Annotated in this window: 22 protein-coding genes; 13 read left to right on the forward strand and 9 right to left on the reverse strand. The window is 72.5% G+C overall.

Annotation, left to right across the window (positions count from 1 at the left end):
* Nucleotides 1-43: 43 nt before the first annotated feature.
* Complete coding sequence (locus tag HHX33_RS11975; protein ID WP_182874624.1) at nt 44-1015, reverse strand: helix-turn-helix transcriptional regulator; 972 nt, start codon at nt 1013-1015, stop codon at nt 44-46.
* A gap of 119 nt (nt 1016-1134) precedes the next feature.
* Here HHX33_RS11975 and HHX33_RS11980 point away from each other — a divergent pair, with 119 nt between their 5' ends.
* From HHX33_RS11980 to HHX33_RS11990, 3 genes are read left to right on the forward strand one after another with little or no spacing between them, the layout of a single operon-like run.
* Nucleotides 1135-2730, forward strand: coding sequence for a peptide ABC transporter substrate-binding protein (locus tag HHX33_RS11980; protein WP_182874625.1), 1596 nt, complete (start codon nt 1135-1137; stop codon nt 2728-2730).
* Nucleotides 2731-2737: 7 nt separating this feature from the next.
* The gene (locus HHX33_RS11985; RefSeq protein WP_111701538.1) at nt 2738-3667 is read left to right on the forward strand and encodes an ABC transporter permease; all 930 of its coding nucleotides are present in this window, start codon (nt 2738-2740) and stop codon (nt 3665-3667) included.
* Nucleotides 3654-4493 carry an ABC transporter permease gene (locus tag HHX33_RS11990; RefSeq protein ID WP_310741324.1) on the forward strand — a complete coding sequence of 280 codons (840 nt, stop codon included), beginning with the start codon at nt 3654-3656 and terminating at the stop codon, nt 4491-4493. The genes HHX33_RS11985 and HHX33_RS11990 overlap by 14 nt, the downstream gene beginning before the upstream one ends.
* Before the next feature lie 53 nt (nt 4494-4546).
* Here HHX33_RS11990 and HHX33_RS11995 read toward each other — a convergent pair whose 3' ends face one another.
* Complete coding sequence (locus HHX33_RS11995; protein WP_182874626.1) at nt 4547-5107, reverse strand: DUF1707 SHOCT-like domain-containing protein; 561 nt, start codon at nt 5105-5107, stop codon at nt 4547-4549.
* A 178-nt stretch (nt 5108-5285) separates the two neighbouring features.
* Between HHX33_RS11995 and HHX33_RS12000 the strand changes: the two genes are divergently transcribed.
* Nucleotides 5286-6620: a hypothetical protein gene (locus HHX33_RS12000; protein ID WP_220501716.1), complete on the forward strand. Its 1335-nt coding sequence runs from the start codon at nt 5286-5288 to the stop codon at nt 6618-6620.
* Here the strand turns inward: HHX33_RS12000 and HHX33_RS12005 are convergent.
* The 4 genes from HHX33_RS12005 to HHX33_RS12020 form a co-directional block, all read right to left on the reverse strand.
* A complete protein-coding gene (locus HHX33_RS12005) occupies nt 6608-7894 on the reverse strand; it encodes a M20/M25/M40 family metallo-hydrolase (RefSeq protein WP_182874689.1) in 1287 nt (428 codons plus the stop codon). The two genes, HHX33_RS12000 and HHX33_RS12005, sit on opposite strands and share 13 nt — an antisense overlap.
* Complete coding sequence (locus HHX33_RS12010) at nt 7891-9732, reverse strand: S9 family peptidase (RefSeq protein WP_310741325.1); 1842 nt, start codon at nt 9730-9732, stop codon at nt 7891-7893. The genes HHX33_RS12005 and HHX33_RS12010 overlap by 4 nt, the downstream gene beginning before the upstream one ends.
* Nucleotides 9729-10835, reverse strand: coding sequence for a C39 family peptidase (locus tag HHX33_RS12015; protein WP_259402353.1), 1107 nt, complete (start codon nt 10833-10835; stop codon nt 9729-9731). Before HHX33_RS12015 ends, HHX33_RS12010 begins: the two co-directional genes overlap by 4 nt.
* A gap of 101 nt (nt 10836-10936) precedes the next feature.
* Complete coding sequence (locus HHX33_RS12020) at nt 10937-11515, reverse strand: TetR family transcriptional regulator (protein WP_182874627.1); 579 nt, start codon at nt 11513-11515, stop codon at nt 10937-10939.
* A gap of 64 nt (nt 11516-11579) precedes the next feature.
* Here HHX33_RS12020 and HHX33_RS12025 point away from each other — a divergent pair, with 64 nt between their 5' ends.
* Nucleotides 11580-12296, forward strand: a complete 717-nt coding sequence (locus tag HHX33_RS12025; protein ID WP_182874628.1) for an alpha/beta hydrolase — start codon at nt 11580-11582, stop codon at nt 12294-12296.
* Nucleotides 12297-12304: 8 nt separating this feature from the next.
* Here the strand turns inward: HHX33_RS12025 and HHX33_RS12030 are convergent, their stop codons facing one another.
* A complete protein-coding gene (locus HHX33_RS12030; RefSeq protein WP_182874629.1) occupies nt 12305-13039 on the reverse strand; it encodes a TNT domain-containing protein in 735 nt (244 codons plus the stop codon).
* 124 nt (nt 13040-13163) lie between these two features.
* Between HHX33_RS12030 and HHX33_RS12035 the strand changes: the two genes are divergently transcribed.
* A complete protein-coding gene (locus tag HHX33_RS12035) occupies nt 13164-13397 on the forward strand; it encodes a hypothetical protein (RefSeq protein WP_182874630.1) in 234 nt (77 codons plus the stop codon).
* Nucleotides 13398-13495: 98 nt separating this feature from the next.
* Here the strand turns inward: HHX33_RS12035 and HHX33_RS12040 are convergent, their stop codons facing one another.
* Complete coding sequence (locus HHX33_RS12040; protein WP_259402355.1) at nt 13496-14680, reverse strand: DUF5925 domain-containing protein; 1185 nt, start codon at nt 14678-14680, stop codon at nt 13496-13498.
* A gap of 160 nt (nt 14681-14840) precedes the next feature.
* On the opposite strand from HHX33_RS12040, the gene HHX33_RS37155 reads away from it, so the two are divergent.
* The 4 genes from HHX33_RS37155 (at nt 14841) to HHX33_RS12060 (ending at nt 18358) form a co-directional block, all read left to right on the forward strand.
* On the forward strand, nt 14841-15620 hold the full coding sequence (locus HHX33_RS37155) for an N-acetylmuramoyl-L-alanine amidase (RefSeq protein ID WP_182874631.1): 780 nt from the start codon (nt 14841-14843) through the stop codon (nt 15618-15620).
* A 93-nt stretch (nt 15621-15713) separates the two neighbouring features.
* On the forward strand, nt 15714-16730 hold the full coding sequence (locus HHX33_RS12050) for a phosphotransferase (protein WP_220501717.1): 1017 nt from the start codon (nt 15714-15716) through the stop codon (nt 16728-16730).
* Nucleotides 16731-16786: 56 nt separating this feature from the next.
* Entirely contained in the window at nt 16787-17362 is a 576-nt protein-coding gene (locus tag HHX33_RS12055) for a nucleotidyltransferase domain-containing protein (protein ID WP_182874632.1), read from the forward strand.
* Nucleotides 17363-17479: 117 nt separating this feature from the next.
* Entirely contained in the window at nt 17480-18358 is an 879-nt protein-coding gene (locus HHX33_RS12060) for a hypothetical protein (protein WP_182874633.1), read from the forward strand.
* A gap of 118 nt (nt 18359-18476) precedes the next feature.
* Here the strand turns inward: HHX33_RS12060 and HHX33_RS12065 are convergent, their stop codons facing one another.
* Entirely contained in the window at nt 18477-19223 is a 747-nt protein-coding gene (locus HHX33_RS12065) for a VOC family protein (protein ID WP_182874634.1), read from the reverse strand.
* Between the two features lie 203 nt (nt 19224-19426).
* Here HHX33_RS12065 and HHX33_RS12070 point away from each other — a divergent pair, with 203 nt between their 5' ends.
* From HHX33_RS12070 to meaB, 3 genes are read left to right on the forward strand one after another with little or no spacing between them, the layout of a single operon-like run.
* Nucleotides 19427-21217, forward strand: coding sequence for a methylmalonyl-CoA mutase family protein (locus HHX33_RS12070; protein WP_182874635.1), 1791 nt, complete (start codon nt 19427-19429; stop codon nt 21215-21217).
* Nucleotides 21214-23343 (forward strand): methylmalonyl-CoA mutase, encoded by a 2130-nt coding sequence (gene scpA / locus HHX33_RS12075; protein ID WP_138461086.1) that lies wholly within the window; start codon nt 21214-21216, stop codon nt 23341-23343. Before HHX33_RS12070 ends, scpA begins: the two co-directional genes overlap by 4 nt.
* The gene (gene meaB / locus HHX33_RS12080) at nt 23340-24401 is read left to right on the forward strand and encodes a methylmalonyl Co-A mutase-associated GTPase MeaB (RefSeq protein ID WP_182874636.1); all 1062 of its coding nucleotides are present in this window, start codon (nt 23340-23342) and stop codon (nt 24399-24401) included. The genes scpA and meaB overlap by 4 nt, the downstream gene beginning before the upstream one ends.
* The last annotated feature ends 7 nt before the right edge of the window (nt 24402-24408 follow it).

Raw genomic sequence — 24408 nt, forward strand, 5'->3', positions numbered from 1 at the left:
ATAATGTCGGACCTGGCCCCGGCGCGTCCCGCCAGGGCGATCATTATGCGATGTCGAGCCGGCCCAGTCCCTCGGCGAGGACCTTGGTCGTCAGACGCGTACGGCTGTCGCAGCCCAGCTTCGCGAAGATGTGCTCCAGATGAGTGGTCACGGTGCGCACGCTCAGCACCAGCGCGGCGGCGATCTGGGGGTTGGAGTCGCCCCGCGCGACCCGGGTCAGCACCTCGACCTCCCGGGTGGTCAGGTCGTACGGCAGCGCGCATGGACGTTCGGCGAGGACCGCGCCCTGGATGGAGCCGTGGAAGCCGACGCCGGCCCGGTGCAGGCGCATCTCCCGCCACTGGCCCGCGCCGTCGAGCCACAGCCCGCGGCGCGACAGCTCCCGCGAGTCGATGAACTCCCGCGCGAGGTCCGCCATGGCCGGCTCGGCGGCGAGGGCCCGCGAGGGCGGCCAGCCCGCCACGTCGCGCCGCCGCCCGCCGCGCTCGAACGCCAGCGCGTGGAAGCCCGGAGGCAGGCCGAGAGGATCGACCACGCAGCGGGTCACGTCGGTGAGGTGGGCCAGGGCGGGCGACACCGCGCTGATCACCGCGGGCGCCTCGGGCGGCAGGTCCGCGCGGGAGCCGACGTGCAGCAGGCCGGTGTAGCGCCCGCCGGTGAGGAACAGCGGCGTGGTGATCCCCGAGCGCCAGCCGTACGGCTCAAGATGGCGGCGGAAGTAGCGTTCGGTGCCGGGAGAGCCCATGACGACCGGCGTGCGCGCGGACATCGCGCGGCGGTAGGCGTCGAGCCCGGCGTACTCCTCGGCCGCGTCGTCGTCCACGCGGGTGTACCCGGCCGCGACCAGCGAGCGGTGCCGGCCGGTCGCCGGGTCGAACGCGACGAACTCGTAGGCCTCCACGGGGATGACCTCGCCCAGCGCGGTCATCGCCCCGTGCGCCCCCTGCCGGGCCACCTGGAAGCCCAGCTCGGCGACCGCGTGCAGGCCGCGCGCGCTGAGGCTGATTGGGTCCATCGATCCTCCACGCTCAGACTGCCCGGTAAAGATCCCGCGAGCAATACGTAAAGTCTCCGATGCAGACCGCGGCCCCGTTTCCTACCCTCACCCGCAACACCACGGAGAGGCGGAGCACAGTGCGGGTCACGACAAGCCGGGCGGCCGCCCTCGCCGCGGCCGCGGTCATGCTGAGCGGCGGCTGTGGAGGATCCTCGTCCGGCGGCGCGAAGGGCGCGGACGCCGACCGCTTCTCCGTCGCGCTGACCGAGCCCGACCACCTCACCCCCGGCAACACGTCCAGCGACTACTCGATCACCGTGCTCGACACGCTCTTCGAGACCCCGGTCTCCATCGACGCCGCCAGCGGCAAGCCGGTGATGCGCGCGGCCGAGTCGGTGACCAGCACCGACCAGAAGGTCTGGACGATCAAGATCAGGCAGGGGGGCGCGTTCAGCAACGGCGAGCCCGTCACCGCCCAGAGCTTCGCCGACTCCTGGAACGCCACCGCCTACGGCCCGAACGGGTGGACCAACAACTACTACTTCGCCAACATCGAGGGCTACGACAAGCTCAACCCCGAGAAGGGCGACCCGTCCACCGACACGATGAGCGGCCTCAAGGTCGTGGACGACCACACCCTGGAGGTCACGCTCACCGCGCCGTTCAGCCAGTTCCCGATCACGCTGGCGTACATCGCGTTCGCGCCGATGCCGAAGGCGGCGTTCGCCGACCTCAAGGCGTACGACCAGGCGCCCGTCGGCAACGGGCCGTTCGTCCTCGACGGCGCCTGGGAGCACGACCGGCAGATCAAGGTCAAGCGGTCACCGGCGTACAACGGCGAGCGCAGGGCGAAGGCCGGCGGAGTCACCTTCAAGATCTACGCCGGCCGTGACACCGCCTACACCGACCTGCGGGCCGGCCGGGTGGACCTGCTGACCACGATCCCGCCGGCCAGCACGGCCGAGGCGCAGCGGCTGCTCGGCGACCGGTTCCTGCGGACCCCCGACGGCACGATGGACTACCTGGGCTTCCCGACCTTCGACAAGCGGTTCGCCAGCCGCGACCTGCGCCGGGCGTTCTCGATGGCGATCGACCGGAAGGCCATCGTCGACGCCGTCTACGACGGCGCGTTCAAGCCGATGGCGTCGCTGCTCGCGCCGCTGGTGCCCGGCTACCGGGAGAACGCCTGCGGCGAGGCCTGCACGTACGACCCGGCCAAGGCCAAGGCCCTGTTCGACCAGGCCGGTGGCTTCAGCGGCACCCTGACCCTGTGGTTCTCCAACGCCGACCCCAGCTACGAGCACTGGATGACCGCCGTCGCCAACCAGCTCAAGCAGAACCTCGGCATCTCCGACATCAAGCTGCGCAAGGTCCCCGCCTCCGACTACCTGTCGTCGCTCCGCGAGCGCAAGGAGGACGGCCCGTACCGGAACAACTGGGTCATGGACTACCCCAGCCCGCAGGACTACCTGGAGTACATGTGGGGCGCGGGCAACCGGATGGGCTGGGAGAACAAGGAGTTCGACGACCTGATCAAGCAGGCCAACTCGGCGCCCGGCCTCGACGCCAGCCTGCCGCTCTACCAGAAGGCCGAGGACGTCGCGCTCGCCGAGATGCCGATGATCCCGCTGTGGAACTGGCAGAACCAGGTCGGCTTCTCCGGCCGGATCAGCGGCGTGAACGTGACCCCGTACAGCAAGAACCTCTACGCGATCAGCGTGAAGCAGGGGTGACGCGGGAGTGAGGTACGCCGCGCGGCGCCTGGCGCAGGCGGTCCCGGTCTTCGTCGTGACCACCTTCCTGATCTACACGATGGTGTTCGCGCTGCCCGGCGACCCGATGCTGGCGCTCGCGGGCGACAAGCCGGTGCCCGAGCAGGTGCTCGCCGTCATGCGGCAGCGCTACCACCTCGACGAGCCGCTGCTCGTGCAGTACGGCCACTACATGCTCGGGGTGTTCCGCGGCGACCTGGGGGAGACCTTCACCGGGCAGCCGGTGAGCGAGCTGCTCCAGGACCGGTGGGCGGTCACCGCGCAGCTCGCGCTGACCGCCTGGGTCTTCGAACTCGTCGTGGGCATCGGCCTCGGCGTCCTCGCCGGGCTGCGCCGGGGCGGGGCCGCCGACACGGCGGTCCTCGCCGGCACCACCTTCGTCATCGCGGTCCCGGTGTTCGTGGTCGGGTACACCGCCCAGATCGTGCTGGGCCTCAACCTGGGACTGTTCCCGACGGCGGGGACCGACGACGGCTGGCCGGGCAGCTACCTGCTGCCCGGCATGGTCCTCGGCTCGTTCGGCCTGGCGTACGTGGCGCGGCTCACCCGCACCTCGCTGGTGGAGAACCTGCGCGCCGACTACGTCCGTACGGCGACCGCGAAGGGGATGGTCCGGCGGCGGGTCGTCGGGCTGCACGCGCTGCGCAACTCGCTGATCCCGGTCGTGACCTACCTCGGCGTCGACTTCGGCAACCTCATGGCGGGCGCGGTCGTCACCGAGGGCATCTTCAACCTGCCCGGGATCGGCCAGCAGGTGTTCCAGTCGATCCAGCTCCAGGAGGGCCCGGTCGTCGTCGGCGTCGTCACCCTGCTCGTCATGGTCTTCATCGCCGCCAACCTCGCCGTCGACCTTCTGTACGGCGTGCTCGACCCGAGGATCCGCCGTGCTCGCGCGTGACGCCTGGCTGGAACTGCGCGGCCGGGTGGTCTTCTGGCTCTCCGCCGCCGTCCTGATGGTCGCGTCGGCGATGGCGGCCTTCCCCGGGCTGTTCGCCGCCCTGGGGCCGAACGAGCGCTGCGACCTGCGGATGTCCAAGCGCGGCCCGCAGACCGGCGCGCTGTTCGGATACGACCTGCAGGGCTGCGACTACTGGTCGCAGGTCGTGCACGGCACCCGGGCGTCCGTCGTGGTCGGCGTCGCGGTGACCGTGTTCGCCCTGCTGATCGCGATCGTGCTCGGGCTCGTCGCCGGGTTCTACGGGGGCCTCGCCGACGCACTGATCTCGCGGACCACCGACGTGTTCTTCGGCATTCCCTTCGTGCTGGGGGCGACGGTCGTGCTGGTGGCCTTCCCCGACCACGGGATGTGGGCGATGACGCTGGTCCTCGTCCTGCTCGGCTGGACGACGATGACCCGCCTGATGCGCGGCCAGGTCATCGCGATCAAGCACATGGACTACGTCGCCGCCGCCCGCATGCTGGGCGCGAGCGACCGCAGGCTGATGGTCCGGCACATCCTGCCCAACGCGGTCGCCCCGGTCTTCGTGGTCGCGATGCTGAACGTCGGCAACGTGATCGCGGGCGAGGCGACGCTCGACTACCTCGGCGTCGGCCTGCAGTACCCCGACGTGTCCTGGGGCCTGCAGCTCAACACCGCGCAGACGTTCTTCGCCGAGCACCCGCACCTGCTGGTCTTCCCGGCGCTGTTCCTCACCGCGACCGTGCTGAGCTTCCTCATGCTCGGCGACGTCGTCCGCGACGCCCTCGACCCCCGCCTGCGCTGACCCCCCGCTTTCGCGGCGGCCATCGCCGGAAACCGCGGCGGGGGCGGCCCGTGCTATCGCACGACGATGGTGCCAGGGCCGATCTTCCCCGTCACGTGGACGCGCAGCCGAACCGGCGTGCCGGGGGCGACACGCGTGCGATTCTGTACGCTGCCACTGCCCACCGCCACATCCTCGACGTCCACGAGGACGTCCGGCGGAACCACCAGCGTCACCGATCCGCTGCCCACCGACGCCTCGATCTCCAACGTGGGGGACGTGATGACGGCGCCGGTGAAGTCGAGGAGGACGGATCCGCTCTTGCACTCGACCTGCATGCGCTGCGGCACCACCCAGGCGCCGTCGCGCTGCGCGCTCGCGCTGCCGACCGCGATCCGCGTCATCTCCTTCGGAAGACCGGCCGCCAACGCCCGTCCGGCCGCGGGGAGGTCCGTGATCAGCGCATCGAGCTCCCCATAGGTACGCGCCGTCAGCGCCGCTTCGATCCGTTGGTCCAACTCCTCCGAGCTCAACCGGCCGTCTCCGGCGGCGACTCGCAGCAGCTCCACGACCTGCTCTCGATCCTTGTCAGACGCGCGCAGCTCGCCCCGACCGGGCACCGTTTCACCAGACATATCTTCACTCTAATGATGTGTCCGTTCCCCGTCCCTGGGCTTGCGGAGCTTTAGGGGGTACGTAGGGGCGTCAGGTCAGGCCGCCGCCGGCCCCAGGGCCGAGGCCTGCCGACAGGTGACTCCAGATTCGCCACGCAAAGAGCACGGGCGATCACTGTACGTGAGATAACGTGCGCGGGTGACTCCCGAGACCCCCGTGGCCCGGCACGACCCGGGCGCCTTCGACCTCACCCGGGATGTGGCCCCGGGCCTGCCGTTGACGCTGGTGGAGCAGTGGCGGGCGAGCGGCCGTACCGCCGCCGACGCGCGGCGGCTGCTCGGCGCGCACGTCACGACCGGCTACAGCGTGGTGTCCGACTCGGCCGGGCTGACCAGGCTCAGCCGCAGCCTCGGCCTGCTGGAGGTGCTGGCGCTCATCGACGGCCCGAAACGCCTCCTGCACGCGTACGGCACGGCGGCGGGAGGCCGGGCGGTCGGCGTCTGGGCGGCGGACAACGCGCAGATGTTCCATCCCGCCTCGACCGGCGCTGACGTGCTGCTGTCGGCCCTGCTGCGGACGCAGGACGAGATCGTCCGCCGCTGCCGGGTCCGGATCGGCGTCGGCGTCCACCACGGAAGCTTCTACGACCTGGACGGCGGCCTGTACGGCGCGGAGGCCGACGCCGTCGAGGTCCTCGCGGAGAACCACACCGAAGGCGGCGAGATCGCGGTGACCGAGGCGGTCGCAGAGCGACTGCCGGCGGGTCACGGCTTCGTCCTGCACAGGAAGGACGTGCCGGGCGTCACCGGCGGCCCGCTGCGGGCCGTTTACCGCGTGCTCGACGGCCCGCGCGCCGGCAAGGCCGTGTCCGGCGACGGGGCGGCGCGGTATCCGATCCCGTACTCCGCCGCCTTCTACGAGGACCTGCTGCGCCTGGAGCGCGCCCCGGAGGACGCCGGGCTCGCCGCGACGCTCGCCGAACGGCACCTTCGCGAGCGGACGGTGGTCCTGGTCGAGCGCGGCGAAGCGGACGCCGGTGACCGCGGCGTTGTGACCGAATCCGTGACCCGGTCCGTGGACAGGTCCGCCGCCGGCACCGGGGACGGCGGGTCCGAGGCGGCGATCCTGCGGGAGCTGGATCTGTCGGTCGCCATGCGCGAGACCGGGCTGCGTCTCCTGCCACCTGCGGGCGCCGTCGAGATCAAGGTCGCCGGCCCGCTGGGCATCTACCTCTTCGACGAGCCCGCCGCCGCGGCACGCTTCGCCCGCGACCTGCGGGCCGCCCTGGCCGAGGCCGGGATGACCTGCCGGATCGGGGTGGACACCGGTCCGGTGCTCGCCGGTCCGACGCCCGGCGGCGGGTGGGACGTGGCCGGCGCGCCGGTGAACCTGGCGTCCAAGATGGCGCAGGACCTCGCCGCTCCCGGGCTGGTCTGCCTCAGCGAGGCGGTCGGCGCGCACACCGGCCTGGACGGGTTCACCCTCGCCCGGCACACCGTCTCCGGCGTGGACATGACCTTCTACCAGGGCTGACCGCTCACCAGGAGGCGGTCGAGGACGCGGACGCCGAACTCCAGGCCCTCGACGGGGACCCGCTCGTCCAGCCCGTGGAACATGCCGAAGTAGTCGAGGCCGGGCGGCAGCAGCAGCGGCGCGAAGCCGTATCCCCGGATGCCGATCCTGGCGAACCACTTGGCGTCGGTGCCGCCGGTCATCACGTACGGCACGGGCCTGCCGGTGGGGTCCTCGGCGAGCAGGGCGGCGGTGAGCTCGTCGAACAGGCCGTCGGCGGGGGAGGAGACGGCCTCCTCGAAGCTGACGAACTCGCGGGAGACCTTCGGGCCGAGCAGCCGGTCGATCGTCTCCAGGAACTCCTCGCGCTGTCCCGGCAGGAAACGGCCGTCGACGTGGGCCTCTGCCGTGCCGGGGATGACGTTGACCTTGTATCCCGCGTTCAGCATCGTCGGGTTGGCCGAGTTGCGCAGCACCCCCTTGAACAGGGCGGCCGCGCGGGGCAACCGCTCGATCTCCTCGTCCAGCCGGTCGACGTCGATCGGCCGGCCGAGCGCCCGCGACAGCTCCTCGATCAGCCGGGCCACCTCGGGCGTGAGCCGTACGGGCCAGTCATGGGCGGCGACGCGGGCGACGGCGGCGGCCAGCTCGGCGACGGGGTTGTCCACGGCGGGCTTGGACCCGTGCCCCGGCACGCCGCGGGCGGTCAGCCGCATCCACGCGGTGCCCCGTTCCCCGACGGCCACCGGATAGATGCGGACATCGCCCTCGTACCAGGAGAAACCGCCGGACTCGCTGATCGCCTCGGTGCAGCCCTCGAACAGGTCGCGGTGCCGCTCCACCGCGTGTCCCGCGCCGTACTCCCCGGTGGCCTCCTCGTCGGCGAGGAACGCCAGCACCAGGTCGCGCCGGGGCCGCACGCCCCGGCGCGCGTTCTCGCGCGCCCACGCGAGCGTCATCGCGAGCGTGCCCTTCATGTCGACCGCGCCCCGGCCGTGTACGCAGCCGTCCTCGATCTCCCCGGAGAACGGGTGCGTACTCCACTCGGCGGGGTCGGCGGGCACGACGTCGAGGTGCCCGTGCAGGAGCAGCGCGTCGGGACTGTCGCCGGGGATGCGGGCGACCACGCTGGTGCGGCGCGGCGCCGACTCGAACACCACCGGTTCGATCCCGGCCTCGGCGAGCAGGGACGCCACGTATTCGGCGGCCCGCCGTTCGCCCGGGCCGTCGCCCGACCCGTCGTTGGTGGTGTCGATCCTCAGCAGTTCCGAACAGATCCCCGCGACCTCGCTCAATGTGCCTCCCCGTCGTGCAGCGTCAGCGGTGGGACCTCGGGCGTGGGAAAGCCGAAGACTATCCCGTAGAACGCGAGCTCCGCCTCCAGCGCCCGGACGATGGTGTCCTCCCGCCGCCATCCGTGCTGTTCCCCCTCGAAGGTGAGGTACGCCCACCGGTGGCCGTGCCGGGCCAGCGCGGCGGCGAAGCGCTCGGACTCGGCGGGATCGACCACCTTGTCCTCCAGCCCGTGCAGGAGCAGCGCCGGGCCCGACGCCCGCGCGGCGTGCCGTTCCGGCGACCGGTCGAGGTACCGGTCACGGGTCTCGGGCAGCGGGCCGATCAGCCCGTCGAGGTAGTGCGACTCCAGGTCGTGCGTCTGCGCCGCCCAGCGCTCCGGGTCGGAGATGCCGTAGTGGGACACCGCCCCGCAGAAGACGTCGCTGTGGACGAGGGCGGCCATCGAGGTCCAGCCGCCCGCGCTGCCGCCCCTGATCGCCACCTTCTCCGCCCGCCCGGTGCGCAGCAGCCACCGCGCCACGGTCTCGCAGTCGCGGACGTCGACGACCCCCCAGTTGTGCCGCAGGCGCTCGCGGTAGGCCCGGCCGTATCCGGTCGAGCCGCCGTAGTTGACCTCGGCGACGCCGATGCCCCTGCTGGTGAAGTAGGCGATCTCCAGGTCGAGCACCGGCGCCGCCGACCCGGTAGGCCCGCCGTGGACGAACAACACGTACGGCGCGGGGCCGCCGCCGGGTGGGGCGTACACGTGGGCGTGGACGCCGTCGACGGTCACGGCCTCGGGCGTGGGCAGCTCGGCGTCGCCGGGGACGGGTTTGCCGGGGGAGAGCACCTCGTGCCGCCCGGTGTCCAGGTCGACCCGCACCACCTCGTACGGCCGGTGCGGCGAGGCCGCGACGCCGACGACGTGGGAGCCCTGGGCCGACAGGGTGGGCGCCCAGAAGGTGTAGCCGCCGCCGACGTCGCGGATGGCGGCGCCGCCCGAGCCGTTCGGCAGGGGCCGGTCGAGCACGCCGAGCCGCCGTTCGTCGGCGGTGCCGTACACGGCGGCGATCCGCCCGCCGGCGACGGCGAAGAACGTGCCGCCGATCTTCCAGGTGGCGTCGCCGAACTCCAGGGGGACGGGGGTGAGGTCGCACGTCGTGCCGTCCAGCCCCACGAGGTGGATGTTCCACCAGCCGGTGGGATCGGTCACGACGTAAAGGCTCCCGTCGTCGCGCCACTCGGCCTGGCAGGTGGACACGCCGGACAGCAGCACCCGGTGCGGGCCGCCGGCGACGGGCGCCACGCACAGTTCGGTGGCGTCCCAGGGCATGTCGGGGTGGTTCCAGCCGATGTAGGCGAGCGTGCTGCCGTCCGGCGACACCCGGGGGTTCATCAGGAAGCGGTGGGACGCGACCACGCCGCGGAGAGGGGAGCCGTCGAGCGGCACCACGACGATGTCGCGGTCCGCGCTCCGGGGGCCGCCCTGCTCCCGCACGCACCAGACCTCGTCGCCGCGCACCACCAGGTCGGCGTAGCGGGCAGGGCCCTCGGGGGTGAGCGGGACCGGTTCCCCGCCGGGGGAGCACAGGTGGATCCGGCCGTCCGCCCAGTCGGTGAACACCAGCCGGCCCTCGTGCGCGCGCCAGGACCGCCCGCCGTACTCCATCACCCGGTTCCGGGCGTTCCAGCCCTGCGGCAGCACGTCCTCGATCGCGCCGCCGGCCGTCCGCCGCACCACGCAGCGCCGGCCGCCCTCGTGCGGCCGGGGCTCGTCCCACCAGACCTCGTCGCCCGAGATCTCCACCCACAGCGGGCGGTCGTCCACCCGCGCGACGTCCACGGCCCGAATCGTCACCAGTTCCCCCCCGAGTCCGGAAGAGTCGTACCCGGCGGGTGGACGATGTGCACGATCCCCCCGCTGCTCGTGCCGCGCAGCCAGACGCTCTCGAAGGCGGCGCGCGGGTAGATCCGTCGTACGCCGTCGTCGTCCGGCGCGGCGGGGTCGTTCGCGATCACGTCGCCCTCCGCCGTGAACCCCGTGACGACCATGATGTGGCCGCTCGTGGAGTATCCGGCGCCGGGAAGCTCGTGCTCGCGGAACGCCTGTGAGGTGATCACCGGGATTCCGGCGGCGATGAAACGCTCCAGTTCGGCCAGCGAGCGCAGCCGCGTGACGAAGCCGTCCAGCCCGTAGCGGCCCGCGTACGCGACGCCGAACGGCCAGTTGCCGGTGCCCTGGTAGCTGTGGTCGTACATGTCCCTGGCGGCGTGGTCGACGGCCGGGCACGGATCGCCGGGGGCCACCCAGGCGAGGTCCGCCGGAGCGGGCCCGCGTCCCCAGTAGCCGAGCACCATGGTGAACGCCGCGGGGCTGCACCACGACTCCCCGCCGCCGTCCCACTGCGGGTAGTGCCCGAGGTGCGCCTTCTGCGACCGGCGCGGCACGTCCAGTTCGACCCCCCGCGCGCCCGGTGCTCCCGTGGTTCCCGGCGCGCCGCCGCCCGTCGTGCCCGGCCGTACGGAGGAGGCCATCACGGCGAGCGACCGCACGTGGCCGCCGCCGCCGTACAGGGTGACCCGCACCCGGTACGACGTGACGGGCCGGGCCGCGACGAGGGTGTCCACTGCCACGTCGCCGTCGGCGTCCCCCTGGCCCGGCAGGGACGTGCGGTGGATGTCGGCGTCGCTCTCGGCCCACCGGCCCATGACGTACCACTTGGTCAGGGCGCCGCTCACGGTCCGGGCCCGCATCTCGATCTCCAGCCACGCGCCGGGGGGCGTGGCGGCCGTCCACGACGGCACGAGCTGGGTGGCCGGGAAGCCGATCTCCCGCTCCTCGGAGGTCCAGCGGGTGTAGGGCCATTCCCGCTCACCGCCGGGCGCGAACGGGTCCAGGTACTTCGCCGTCCCGTCCTCCTGCCCGCCGACGGACCATCGGTGCAGGACGACGAGGCTCAACTGGGGCTCCGCTCGGCATACAGCAGGGTGACCACCTCGCCGATTGTGGTTTCCGCCCTGACCTGGCGCATCGGATGGTTTACGTATCCGACACACGGACGCTACGGCATCGCGCGCCGTGCTCCGTCCGGGCCGAGCAGGCGCAGGAACGCGGCGAAGGCGGTGGCCGTGCGGCCGTCGTCTCCCGTGGTGTCGCGGTCCAGGAGCAGCCCGCGTACGACCGCCAGCGTCGCGGTCGCCAGGGCGGGGGCCGCCTCGCCGTGCTCGGGCCGCAGGCCCTCCTCCAGCACCCCGAGCCAGTCCGTGGTGGCGGCCTCGCGGAAGTCCGGCCACAGGGCGGCCCCCTCGGGCGTGCCGTGCACCATGCCGAACAGCCGGAGGAACGGCGCGCCTTCCGGGCCGGTCAGCGTGCGCCAGGCCCGCTCCAGCGTCCGCGCGTACGGCTCGTCCCGGGGCGCGAGGGCCTTCCGGAAGAACGCGAGCTGACGGGTCCTCGCCTGCTGGAGCGCCTCGCGCAGCAACCGTTCCCGGGTGCCGAAGTGGTAGATCAGCATGCGCGGCGAGGTGCCGGCGCTCGTGGCGAGGGCGGCCAGGCTCGCGGGCAGGCCGTGGGCGAGGAGGTGGTCGGCGCAGGCGGCGAGCAGCCTGGCCCTGATCTCCGGCTGGGGACGCCGGGGCATCGCGGCCGCCTTTCACGTAACAGGCATTACGCTTATAAGCCTACCGTCGTCGGAGGAGGCCGTCGTGCGTGTCGTGTTCGTCCACGGAGCCTGCGTACGGGACGGAGCGTGGTGGTGGCACCGCACCGCCGCGATCCTGGAGTCCGAGGGGGTCCCCAGCGGCGCGCCGCCCCTGCCGAGCTGCGGAGAGGGCCATGAGGAGGGCGGGCGGCTCCCGGGTGCCGGCGGGCCGTCGCTGCCCGACGACGTGGCGGCGGTTCGCGCGCATCTCGCGTCCGTCGCCGGTCCGGTCGTGGTGGTGGCGCACAGCTATGGGGGCGTCGTCGTGGCCGAGGCCGCCGCGGGGCTGCCCTCGGTGCGGCACCTGCTGTTCGTGACGAGCTTCCTGCCCGAGCCGGGCGAGAGCCTGTCGTCCTTCGGGGACGGCGGGCCCTCGCCCTACCTCGACTTCGGCTCCGACGGGACGTTCGGCGTGCGCCCGGAGACGGCGACGGAGACGTTCCTGCAGGACTGCGACGAGGAGGCCGTCGCGGGGGCGCACGCCCGCCTGGTGCGGCAGACCGCCGCCGTCACCGTCCGGCCGGTGGGCGCCGCCGCCTGGAAGGAGATCCCCTCGACCTACCTCGTCTGCGCCCGTGACAACGGGACGCCGCCGCCCCTGCAGCGCGCCCAGGCGGCGCGGGCGGACCGGGTGGTGGAGATCGACGCGGGCCACCACCCGTTCCTGTCGCGCCCGGATGAGGTGGCCGGCCTGGTCCTGCGCCTCACCGCCGACGGATGACGGGGCCGTCAGTTGAGAGGGAGGAGGTAGCCGTTTCCGACCAGCCAGCCGATGGAGACCTCGCCGTCGGGGTTGGCCGGCGCGCCGGGGATGTACCGGGCGATCGTGTGGAACTGCTCGCCCTGGCCGGGCTGCTGGAAGGCCGGGGCCGCCGGGCCGCCGTCGACGTAGAACGGCCGGATCACCGGGTAGACGTGGTAGTTGCACAGGTGTGGGTCGTTGGGCGCGTTGTTGAGGTTGCTGGGCGGCAGCGCCCGGGCGGGGAACGGCGTGCCGTAGGGGGCGAGGAACGCGCCGGTCTCCCCGCCGAAGCGGTCCACCTTGTATCCGATCGGCAGTTTGACCTGCGTGACGAGCACGCGGGCGTTGCTGAACCCGTCCGCGTGCGCGAAGCCGGAGTCCGGAGGGAAGCGGTAGAAGTTGGTGGCCGGGTTCAGATAACGGCGCAGGAAGTCGGCCGGAATGAGGCCGCCGTACCGCCGGTAGCCGGCCAGGATCTCGCTCAGCGGGGAGGTGTGCGGCAGGACCACCGGTCCGAGGAGCTTGTCGTCCTGCACGAACGGCGGTCCGCAGGGCGTGCCCCAGTTCGCGCTCCGGGCCGGAGGCGCGGCGGCCGGGACGCCCTTGGCGGACCCGGCCGCGGCCTTCCCGGATGCGGCCGAGGCCTGGGCCGGGGCTCCGGTCAGGGCCGCCACGGTGAGGGCGCAGGCGGTCAGGGACGTTTTGCGAGAAAGAACGCGCACGAATTCTCCCGAGAATGCGCATACAGCATGCGATCTGGACATGGCGCATCAGATCGAGCTGTTTCTGGGAAATCCCGTGATCGCTCTGACGCGATGAACTCGTGCCTACCCGATCTTCATTCAGATGCAGCGCAAGGAATTCGCCGTGACGATCAAAACCCCTGGTCGGCCGGATGTGTCAACGCTGAAAAAAGCGGATAACGGCAGGTGCGGGCAATGGCGGCAGGTGGTGGGCCGTGCCATTGCGGCGATTCGCGCGGAGGTGGCCGAAATCGAAATGCACGCCGAGATGCTCCCTGCCGGCGAGAGTGCGCGGGGGTGTCCGGATGGTGCGGTCAAATGCCCGGCCCGCGCCTGATCACGTCGGCCGAGCGGTCTCGGCGCCCCGAGCGGCGTCCGTGATCGATTCGCCGGCGGACGCAGGTCCCCGGCCCCGGCAGGCCGGGGACCTGTCGTTCAGAGGTACTGCCCGGTGGTGGCGGGCGGCTCGGGGAGGGGCGCCGGACGGCCGTCCCGCAGGGCGAAGAGCTCGGCGAGCGTGGCGCCGTCCGGGGGAGTCGCCGTCGCGCCGTCCAGCCACTCCGCCGCCTGCGGCCGGTCGAACCGGCCGACCTCGATCTGGGCGAGGCACCGGCCGGGCCGTACGACGGCCGGGTGGAGCCGGCTGAGGTCCTCGTTCGTCGTGATGGCCACGAGCACGTCCCGGCCCTGGCCGAGCAGCCCGTCGGTCAGGTTGAGCAGGCGCGAGAGGCCCTGGCCCGTCGACTGCTTGGCCTCGGCGCGGATCAGTTCGTCGCAGTCCTCCAGGACGAGCAGCCGCCAGCGCGGCTCCTCGTCGTCGTCGTCCGGGCCGTCCCAGCCGACGGCGACGTCCATCAGGTAGCCGGGGTCGTTGAAGAGCAGTTCGGGGTCGAGCACGCAGTCGACCTGGCACCACGACGCCCACTCGCGCGCCAGCGTACGGAGCAGCGTCGTCTTGCCGGTCCCCGGCGGGCCGTGCAGGAGGATCAGCCGGCCGGCCACGTCGTGGGAGTTGACCGCCATGAGCGCGTCGAGGCGACCGGCGGCCGCCGCCGGGTAGTTCCGCCTGATGTCCTGCCAGGACGAGGTGGTGATCGGCTTGGCGGAGCGGCGGGGGCCGTGGCCCGAGCTCCACCAGAAGCCCATCCGCACGTGGTCGCCGCCCGGCGGCTCCTCCTCCGCGCCCTTGGTCGCCTGCTCCAGGACCGTGCCGGCGAGCTCCTCGCTGACGGCCGTGGCGGTGAGCATCGCCGACCGGTTGAGGTTGCGGACCACCCGCAGCGTCCACCCCTCACCGGCGAAGAGCCGGGTCTCGTACCCGTCGGTGTGCTGTGCCACGCGCAGCAGGCGGCCACCCTCGGCCGCGAGCGGGGCGTCGGCGCGGACCCGGCTGAGGTTGGTCGTACGCGACCAGGGCTGCTCCCCGGTGGCGAACGGCGACAGCGCGAGGGCGTCGATCACGTCGGCCGGGCTGTCGGCGTCGTCGAGCCAGATCCGCATCGGCAGAGCCGGCGGTCCGGAGGACGGCCCCAACGGCCCGGAGGGTCCGGAAGGCCCGGACGGCGGCGGGGGCGTGGGCATGGACGGCGGAGTGAAGTCGACCTCCCTGACAACGGACATACGGTCATGATCTCGACGTTCGACATGGATTGTCGACGGATTTATCACTCTATTCAGTTTGCTTGCCGTTTAAGCGGTTTCTTATCGGCAAAAGGCAGTGGTTGCTGAGGAGTTACCGCTACCCTCGGTGTCCAGTTGTACGGCTTCTACGGAGAGAACTGTGGCCATCGATCTCGTGTCCCGCGCCGACTGGGGGGCGCGCTCGCCCAGGGGCTCGTACTCCTCGCTGGCCTCCACCCAGGGCGTGAAGGTCCACTACACCGGCGGACGTGTGGACCCCGGCATCGTCCGCGACCACGCCAAGTGCGTGGCCATGGTCAAGTCGATCCAGAACTTCCACATGGACGGCAACGGCTGGCTCGACATCGGCTATTCGATGGTCGCGTGCCCGCACCGGAAGGTGTTCGTCGGCCGCGGGCCGGGCCACCTGCCCGCCGCCAACGGCCCCGGCCTCAACTCCGGCCACTACGCCGTGCTCGGCCTGGTCGGCAACGCCGGGCTGGTCCAGCCCACCGACGGGATCCTGCACGCCATCCTCGACGCGGTGGAGTACCTCCGTGCGAAGGGCGGCGCGGGCAAGGAGATCAAGGGCCACCGCGACGGCTACTCCACCGACTGCCCCGGCGACGCCCTGTACGCCTGGGTCAAGAAGGGCGCCCCCCGCCCCGGCGGCACCAGCCTGCCCGATCCCAAGCCCGGACCGCGGCCCACCCAGAAGTGGCCCGGGCGGCTGCTGAAGTATCCCCCTGTCATGCACGGCGACGACGTCCGCGCCTGGCAGTCGCGGATGAAGACGCTCGGCTACGACATCACGGTCGACGGCGCGTACGGGCCGGACTCCCAGGAGGCGTGCCGCCGGTTCCAGAAGGACAAGCACCTCGACGTCGACGGGATCGTCGGCAAGCAGACCTGGGACGCGGCCTTCGCCGCCAAGTCCTGACCCCGGATCCGGCCTCGGCGCGCACGGCCGCCGATCCCGCCATGCGAGAAATGATCCGCGTCCGGGCCCCGGGATCGGCCACACTTTCGGCGTATGAGGGACAGACCGGCCGACCTGGCGGAGGCCGAGCTCACGATCGCGCTGGCCGAGGGCTGGGGCATGGAGCCCCGCTCAGCCGAGTACCTCCCGGTGGGCGCGGGCAGCCATCACTGGTCGGTGGCGGATCGGCGGGGGCAGGCGTGGTTCGTCAAGGTGGACGACCTCGGCGCCGGGGACGCCGGACGCGATGACGCCTTTTACGGCATCGAGCGGGCGTTCGGCGTCGCGCTGGCACTGCGCCGGGACGCGGGGCTCGACTTCGTGCTCGCGCCGATCCCGGCCGCGACCGGCGCCCTGGTCCGGCGGTTGACCTCGCGGTACGCCCTGTCGGTGTTCCCGATGGTGGAGGGCGCCGCCGGGCACTTCGGCGCGCACCGGCCCGAGGACCGCGCCGAGCTGGCCGGCCTGCTGGCCGCGTTGCACGAGGCGACCCCGCTCGTGGCGGACGTCGCGCCCCGGTCCGACCTGGCGCTGCCCGGCCGGGACGGGCTGGTGGAGGCGCTGCGGGACCTCGATCGCGAGTGGACCGGCGGGCCGTACGCCGAGCCGGCCCGTGCGCTGCTGACCGCCCACGCCGGGCAGGTACGAAGGTCGCTCGCCGAGTTCGATTCACGCGCCGAGCAGGTGCGTGACTCCGGAACGCCGTGGGTCGTCACACACGGCGAACCGCACCCCGGCAACATCGTGCGTACCCCGGCCGGTCCGCGGCTCATCGACTGGGACACCGTGCTGGTCGCTCCTCCGGAGCGGGACCTGTGGATGCTCACCCCGGCTCTCGCCCGCATGCTCGGCGAGGACGAGACCGGCGACGGCGGCGAGGTGCTCGCTCGCTACACCCGCCTCACCGGCCGGGCCGTCACGGCGGCCGGCCTCGCTCTCTATCCTCTGTGGTGGCGGCTCGCCGACATCGCCGCCTTCGTCGACGACCTGCGCCGGCCGCACGGCCCCGGCGGTGACACCGCCGCCGCGCTGACCTACCTGACCGGTTATCTCGAATCCGGCCGGGACTGACCCGGTACGCCCGGGGGAGTGCCCAAGCGTAAAGATCGTGGCGTAGCGTCCCATACGTGGATGAAGAACGCGCGGCTCGGCACCTGCACGCGATCGACGAGGTGATCGGCCTTGCGGGGGAGATCGGTGTCCAGGTCTGGCTGCGCGGCGGCTGGGCGATGGACTTCTACCTCGGTGAGATCACCCGCGACCACAGGGACGTCGACTGGTTCGTCTGGGCGGAGGACGCGCCCGGCCTGGCCGCGAAGCTGACGGGGCGCGGTTACGAACCGATACCCGGCCCGCCGCCCGAGCAGCAACTGGACTTCGGCCGTGGTGATGTGGAACTGAGCTTCGCTCTTCTGGCGACGGACGGAGACGGCCGGGTGGTGGTCGCAGGCGGCCCGTGGAAGGGGGAGCCCTGGCCGGAGGGAATGCTCGACGCGGAGCCCGGCCGGCTGGGCCGGTTGCGGTGCCCGATCATCAGTCCCGCCGCGCAGATCGAGATCAAGCGGATGATGCCGGTCTGGGTTCCCGGAGTGCCCCGCCGCCCCAAGGACCTCGAAGACGTCGCCCGGCTGCAGGCCGCCATGTACGAAAGAAGGCACAGGCAATCGGACGTCGGGCACAGAAGCCGAAGCCCCCATTCCTGACGCCGGGAGCGCTTCCCGCCGCCTCGATCACTCCGAGAGACGCACGCTCAGGAAGCCCCCCACAGGTTCGCCAGAACTCAAAGTAATCAATGAGCAACTCATAGTAATATCTCGGCCATGCCAGGACTCGACCACGAGATGCCCATCGCTCTCATCCACAACCGGCCGGAAACCGCGCTGGAACTCCTCCACGTCGCGACCGGGACCCCGATCCCGCCCTTCACGGCCGCCCGGGTGGAATCGGTGGACAGCACCCAGCCGGTGCCGGTCGAACGCCGCGCCGACTCGGTCGTCGTGGTCCGCGACGAGGCCGGAGCGGCGACACTGGCCGTGATCGTGGAGGTGCAGCGCGGCCACGACCGAGGGAAGCGGTTCAGCTGGCCGGTCTACGTCACGACGCTGCGCTCCCGCTACAAGTGCGACACCGCGCTGCTGGTCATCTGCCCCGACCGGGCCGTGGCCCGCTGGTGCCGGCAGGCCATCGGCCTGGGCCCGGGCGGCGTCATCACCCCGCTGGCGATCGAGCCCGGCGACATCCCCCTGGTCACCGACCCCGAGGCCGCGCGCACCTGCCCGGAACTCGCGGTCATGTCGGTCGTGGCCCACCCCGAGGAAGCCGAGGACGGGCCCGCCCTGGAAGCGCTGCTGGCCGGGCTCGCGACGCTTGACGAGGACCGGGCGACGGTATATTTGAACTACGTATTCAACTCGCTACCCATGGTGACGGCCAAGCGTCTGGAGGAGATGGTGACCACCATTCAGGACTTCGAGCACCTCGGCGAGAAGTACTTCTCCCACTGGCTGGCCAAAGGACGCACGGAGGGACACGCCGAGGGCGAGATCGATGCGATCCTCAGCGTGCTGGAGACCCGGGGCCTGGAGATTCCCGACGACGTACGCGAGCGGATCCGCCGGTGCCAGGACCTGGACCAGTTGCGGACCTGGGTACGCCGGGCCGTCACCGTCACCTCGGCCCACGAGCTGTTCGCCGAGTAGCGCTTCGCCGGTGAGCCGATTCACCAGCCCGTACCCGCGGTAGCCGTTGTCCGCGGTCCGGGCGGGGCGCGGCGGCACCTCCCGCCCGCACACCGGAGAGTGCCGTTCAGGCTAAGCGTCAGGAGAGGGCGAGGACGCAGAACTCGTGGCCCTCCGGGTCGGCCAGGCACGTCCACGGGACGTCGCCCTGGCCGAGGTCGAGGTCGGTGGCGCCGAGGGCCCGCAGCCGGGCCACCTCCGCCGCTTTGTCGTCGCCGGGATACGGCAGCAGGTCGAGATGGACGCGGTCCGGCACGGTCTTCACGCCGGGCGTACGGAGGAACTCCAGATATGGGCCGACACCCTTGGCGGAGCGCAGCGTCGCCTGGTCGCCGGTCACCTCGTGCAGGGTCCAGTCCAGAGCCTCGCCCCAGAACCGGGCCATGGCCCGCGGGTCCGCGCAGTCGACCACCACCGCGGCGATCGGGCCGGTGTCCCGGTACCTCTCCCGGGGCTCCAGCACGCAGAACTCGTTGCCCTCCGGGTCGGCGAGAACCGTCCACGGCACTTCGCCCTGGCCGACATCCGCCGGCGTCGCACCGATATCCACCAGGCGCGCGACCAGGTCCGCCTGATGGGCCGCCGAGGTGGTGGCGAGATCGAGGTGCACCCGGTTCTTCTCCGTCGTCTTGGGTTCCGGGACGGTGACGACGTCGACGCACACGGCGACCGGGTGCGGCCAGACGAGGTCGCCGGCGGGTGCGGCGTAGGTGGTCACGCCGGATCCTCCGCTGTGAGCGGTCCAGCCGAGCGCCTCCGCCCAGAACCGGCCGACCGCCGAGTGCTCGACGGCCTTGATGTTCACCATGACAGGTCGCAGCGCCATGCCGCCCGATCCTAGGCGCCCTGCGACGACATCCGCGGGCGCCGTCGCCACACGGAGTCCGGCTCTCTCCCGCGTCGCCGGTGCCGGGGACGCCTCCGTGAGGCGTCCGGGCGACGCTCGCCGTCCCCAGATTCGGGACCCGGGGACCCCAGACTCGGGGGCAGTTGCCCCGCCGACGCGAGAATCCCCATAGCATCCGGTTCATGACGGTGCCGCCTGTTGAACTCGACGACCTCGCCGATCCCACCGCAGGATTTCCGCAGGCAACGCGGGAACGGTGGCGCGCGCTCGCGCTCGGGGTGCTGCGCAAAACCGGCTGGGAGGGGACGGACGACGCGGCCGAGGACGCCCTGTCGACCATCTCCTATGACGGTGTCCGGATCGCCGCGCTGTACGACGCGAGCGACCTGCCCGACGCGCCGCGCGTGGTCCGCGGACCCGGCCTGTGGGACGTGCGGCAGCGGCACGCCGACCCCGACCCGGCCGTCACCCGCGAGGCGATCCACGCCGACCTGGAGAACGGCGTCACCTCCCTCTGGCTCGACCTGACCTCGATCGACCCCGCCGCGCTGCCGGCCGTGCTGGACGGCGTCCTGCTCGACCTCGCCCCGGTCGTCCTCGACGCCGGACCCCGTACGGCGGAGGCGGCGGACGCGTTCCTGCGCCTCGCCGGGGACGTGGCGCTGCCCGGCGGGAACCTCGGCGCCGACCCGATCGGGCTGGCGGCCCGCACCGGCGCGCCGGCCGTCCTGGACGACGCGGTGACGCTCGCCCGCCGCTGCGCGGCGGATCACCCCGGCCTGCGGGCGATCACCGTCGACGCGCTGCCGTACCACGACGCGGGCGGCGCGGACACCGACGAGCTCGGCTGTTCGATCGCGACAGGCGTGGCCTACCTGCGGGCGCTGACCGGCGCGGGACTGACGGTGGAGCAGGCGCTGGGCCAGATCGAGTTCCGGTACGCCGCGACCGCCGACCAGTTCCTCACGATCGCCAAGCTGCGGGCGGCGCGGCGGATGTGGGCGCGGGTGGCCGAGGTCGCCGGAGGGCCGGGGCGCCAGCTTCAGCACGCCGTCACGTCCTCGGCGATGATGACGGTGCGGGACCCCTGGGTGAACATGCTGCGCACGACCCTGGCCTGTTTCGCGGCCGGGACGGGCGGGGCCGACGCGGTGACCGTGCAGCCGTTCGACGCCTGCCTCGGGCTGCCCGACGCGTTCGCCCGGCGCATCGCGCGCAACACGCAGGCGCTGCTGGTCGAGGAGGCCGGCGTCGCCCGGGTCGCCGATCCCGCCGGGGGCTCGTGGTACGTGGAGCGGCTCACCGACGACCTCGCCCGCCGTGCCTGGGAGTGGTTCCAGGAGATCGAGCGGTCCGGCGGGATGGCCGCGGCGCTGGAGCGGCTGGTTCCGGAGCGACTGGCGGAGACGCGCGCCGCGCGGGCGGTGAACATCGCCCACCGGCGGGACCCGATCACCGGGGTCAGCGAGTTCCCCGACCTGGGGGAGAGACCGGTCACCCGGAGGCCGGGCCCCGGCCTCGCCCGTACGCCCGGCGACGGGCTGCCGCTGGTGCGCCACGCCGAGGAGTTCGAGGCGCTGCGCGACCTCGCCGACGCGCAGCCGAGCCGGCCCACGGTGTTCCTCGCCACGATCGGGCCGATCGCCGCGCACACCGCGAGGGCGACGTTCGCGGCCAACCTGTTCGCCGCGGGCGGCATCGCGACGGTCGCCGGCGGGCCGGGCGCCGACCCGGCCGCGATCGCCGCGGCGTTCCGCGAGTCCGGCGCCCCCGTGGCCTGCCTGTGCTCCAGCGACCGCCTGTACGGCGAGCACGCGGCGGCGGTCGCGGCGGCGCTCCGGGAGGCGGGGGCGCGGAAGGTGTGGCTGGCGGGGAAGGGCGAGTATGAAGGGGTGGACGCCAACGTGTACGCCGGATGCGACGCGCTCGGGGTGCTCCGCGCGACGTTCGACGACCTGGGAGTGAGCCGATGATTCCGGATTTCTCGGAGATAGATCTGGGATCGGGCGCCGCCGCGCCGGAGGTCCCAGGCGGCGGGCCGGCGTGGGAGACCCCCGAGGGCATCGCGGTGAAGCCGTTCTACACGGCCGCCGACCTCGGGGCGGACGGCGCCCCGCGGACCTATCCCGGTCTCGCGCCGTTCCTGCGCGGCCCGTATCCCACGATGTACGTCACGCAGCCGTGGACCATCCGGCAGTACGCCGGGTTCTCCACCGCGGAGGCGTCCAACGCGTTCTACCGGCGCAACCTCGCCGCCGGGCAGAAGGGCCTGTCGGTCGCCTTCGACCTCGCGACCCACCGGGGCTACGACTCCGACCACCCGCGCGTCGCGGGCGACGTCGGCATGGCGGGCGTGGCGATCGACTCGATCTACGACATGCGGCAGCTGTTCGAGGGGATCCCGCTCGACCGGATGAGCGTGTCGATGACCATGAACGGGGCGGTGCTGCCGATCCTGGCGCTCTACATCGTCGCCGCCGAGGAGCAGGGGGTCACGCCCGACAAGCTGGCGGGGACCATCCAGAACGACATCCTCAAGGAGTTCATGGTCCGCAACACCTACATCTACCCGCCGGGCCCGTCGATGCGGATCATCTCCGACATCTTCGAGTACACCTCCCGGAACATGCCGAAGTTCAACTCCATCTCGATCTCCGGCTACCACATCCAGGAGGCCGGGGCGACCTGCGACCTGGAGCTCGCGTACACGCTGGCCGACGGCCTGGAGTATCTGCGGGCGGGCGTCGGGGCCGGGCTCGGCATCGACGAGTTCGCGCCGCGGCTGTCGTTCTTCTGGTGCATCGGCATGAACTTCTTCATGGAGGTGGCCAAGCTCCGCGCCGCCCGGCTGCTGTGGGCCCGCCTGGTGAAGGGCTTCGGGCCGGAGAACCCCAAGTCGCTGTCGCTGCGCACGCACAGCCAGACGTCGGGCTGGTCGCTGACCGCGCAGGACGTGTTCAACAACGTCGTACGGACCTGCGTGGAGGCGATGGCGGCTACCCAGGGGCACACCCAGTCGCTGCACACGAACGCGCTGGACGAGGCGCTCGCGCTGCCGACCGACTTCTCGGCGCGGATCGCGCGCAACACCCAGCTTCTGCTCCAGCAGGAGTCGGGCACCGGCCGGGTGATCGACCCGTGGGGCGGCTCCCACTACGTGGAGTGGCTGACCCGCGAGCTGGCCCGGGCGGCGTGGAAGCACATCCAGGAGGTCGAGCAGGCCGGCGGCATGGCGAGGGCCATCGACCAGGGGCTGCCCAAGATGCGCATCGAGGAGGCGGCGGCCCGCACGCAGGCCCGCATCGACTCCGGCGGCCAGCCGGTGATCGGCGTCAACAAGTACCGCCTCGAGGCCGACGAGCCGATCGAGGTGCTGAAGGTCGACAACACGGCGGTGCGCGACCAGCAGATCGAGAAGCTGCGCAGGCTCCGCGAGGAGCGCTCGGCCGACGCGGTCGCCGGGGCGCTGGAGGCGCTGACCAAGGGCGCGGCGAGCGGGGAGAACCTGCTGGAGCTGGCGGTGAACGCGGCCAGGGCCAAGGCGACCGTCGGGGAGATCTCCGACGCGCTGGAGAAGGTCTTCGGACGGCACGCCGCCCAGATCCGTACGATATCGGGGGTGTACCGCGCGGAGGTGGGCGGCGCCGCGGACCAGGTCCGCGAGGCGAGCGCGCAGTTCGAGAAGGCGGAGGGCCGCAGGCCCCGGATCCTCGTCGCGAAGATGGGCCAGGACGGCCACGACCGGGGGCAGAAGGTGATCGCGAGCGCCTTCGCCGACCTCGGCTTCGACGTCGACGTCGGCCCGCTGTTCCAGACGCCCGAGGAGGTCGCCCGGCAGGCCGTCGAGGCGGACGTCCACGTGGTCGGGGTCTCCTCGCTCGCGGCCGGGCACCTGACGCTGGTGCCCGCGCTGCGCGAGGCGCTCGCCGGGCTCGGCGCGGCGGACATCATGATCGTGGTCGGCGGGGTGATCCCGCCCGGCGACGTGGCGGAGCTCCGGGCCGCGGGCGCCTCGTCGATCTTCCTGCCCGGCACGGTGATCGCCGACGCCGCGCTGGAGCTGCTGGGCGAGCTGTCCGCACGGCTGGGCCACAAGTGACCGCACCGGTGGTCGAGGACTACGTCGAGGGCGTGCTGTCGGGCGACCGGCGGTGGACCGCCCGGGCGATCACGCTGGTGGAGTCGACCAGGGCCGATCACCGGGAGCTGGCGCAGCGGCTGCTGGTCGAGCTCACCCCGCACGCCGGGAAGGCCCGCAGGGTCGGGGTGTCGGGGGTGCCGGGGGTCGGCAAGTCGACCTTCATCGAGGCCCTCGGCACCTATCTCACCGGCCAGGGGCACCGGGTGGCCGTGCTGGCCGTCGACCCCTCGTCGCGGCGCTCGGGCGGCAGCATCCTGGGGGACAAGACCCGGATGGCCAAGCTGTCGGCCGACCCGGACGCCTTCATCCGGCCGTCCCCGACCGCCGGGACGCTCGGCGGCGTGGCGAAGGCCACGAGGGAGGCCGTCGTCGTCGTGGAGGCGGCCGGCTACGACGTCGTGCTCGTCGAGACCGTCGGCGTCGGCCAGTCGGAGACCGCGGTCGCCGACATGGTCGACACGTTCCTGCTGCTCACCCTCGCCCGTACGGGAGACCAGCTCCAGGGGATCAAGAAGGGCGTGCTGGAGCTCGCGGACGTGATCGCGGTCAACAAGGCCGACGGCGAGCACGAGACGGCCGCGCGCCGGGCCGCGCGGGAGCTGTCCGGGGCGCTCCGGCTGCTGCGTTCGGCCACGCCGGTGCTGACCTGCAGCGGGCTCACCGGCGCGGGCCTGGAGGAGCTGTGGGCGCACGTGGTGCGTCACCAGGAGGGCGCCGACCTCGCCGGCCGGCGCAGCCGCCAGCAGGTCGAGTGGACGTGGGCGCTGGTCACCGACCGCCTGCTGGCCATGCTGCGGGAGACGGTCGCGCCGCTCGCGCCGGAGATCGAGCGGCGGGTCCTCGACGGCACCCTCACCCCGGCTCTCGCCGCCGACCGCATTCTCGCGGCCTTCCTGCCCGCCGCTCCCGACGCCTTGAGCACCAGCGGGGGCACCAACGGGGGCGCCACCGGCCCGGACGCCGGGAAGAGCCCGGCGCCCGGCGCGGGCACCGCCGCGGAGGCCCCGCCCGCCTGACGCACGG

The organism is Microbispora sp. H10670, from assembly GCF_014161385.1.
GTDB lineage: Bacteria > Actinomycetota > Actinomycetes > Streptosporangiales > Streptosporangiaceae > Microbispora > Microbispora triticiradicis.

Bases quoted from the DNA above. Each gene is read 5' to 3' on its own strand.
- HHX33_RS11975 (WP_182874624.1), bottom strand. From the start codon at position 1,015: ATGGACCCAATCAGCCTCAGCGCGCGCGGCCTGCACGCGGTCGCCGAG.
- HHX33_RS11995 (WP_182874626.1), bottom strand. From the start codon at position 5,107: ATGTCTGGTGAAACGGTGCCCGGTCGGGGCGAGCTGCGCGCGTCTGAC.
- HHX33_RS12020 (WP_182874627.1), bottom strand. From the start codon at position 11,515: ATGCCCCGGCGTCCCCAGCCGGAGATCAGGGCCAGGCTGCTCGCCGCC.
- HHX33_RS12035 (WP_182874630.1), top strand. From the start codon at position 13,164: ATGCAGCGCAAGGAATTCGCCGTGACGATCAAAACCCCTGGTCGGCCG.
- HHX33_RS12040 (WP_259402355.1), bottom strand. From the start codon at position 14,680: ATGTCCGTTGTCAGGGAGGTCGACTTCACTCCGCCGTCCATGCCCACG.
- HHX33_RS12050 (WP_220501717.1), top strand. From the start codon at position 15,714: ATGAGGGACAGACCGGCCGACCTGGCGGAGGCCGAGCTCACGATCGCG.
- HHX33_RS12060 (WP_182874633.1), top strand. From the start codon at position 17,480: ATGCCAGGACTCGACCACGAGATGCCCATCGCTCTCATCCACAACCGG.
- HHX33_RS12065 (WP_182874634.1), bottom strand. From the start codon at position 19,223: ATGGCGCTGCGACCTGTCATGGTGAACATCAAGGCCGTCGAGCACTCG.
- HHX33_RS12070 (WP_182874635.1), top strand. From the start codon at position 19,427: ATGACGGTGCCGCCTGTTGAACTCGACGACCTCGCCGATCCCACCGCA.
- scpA (WP_138461086.1), top strand. From the start codon at position 21,214: ATGATTCCGGATTTCTCGGAGATAGATCTGGGATCGGGCGCCGCCGCG.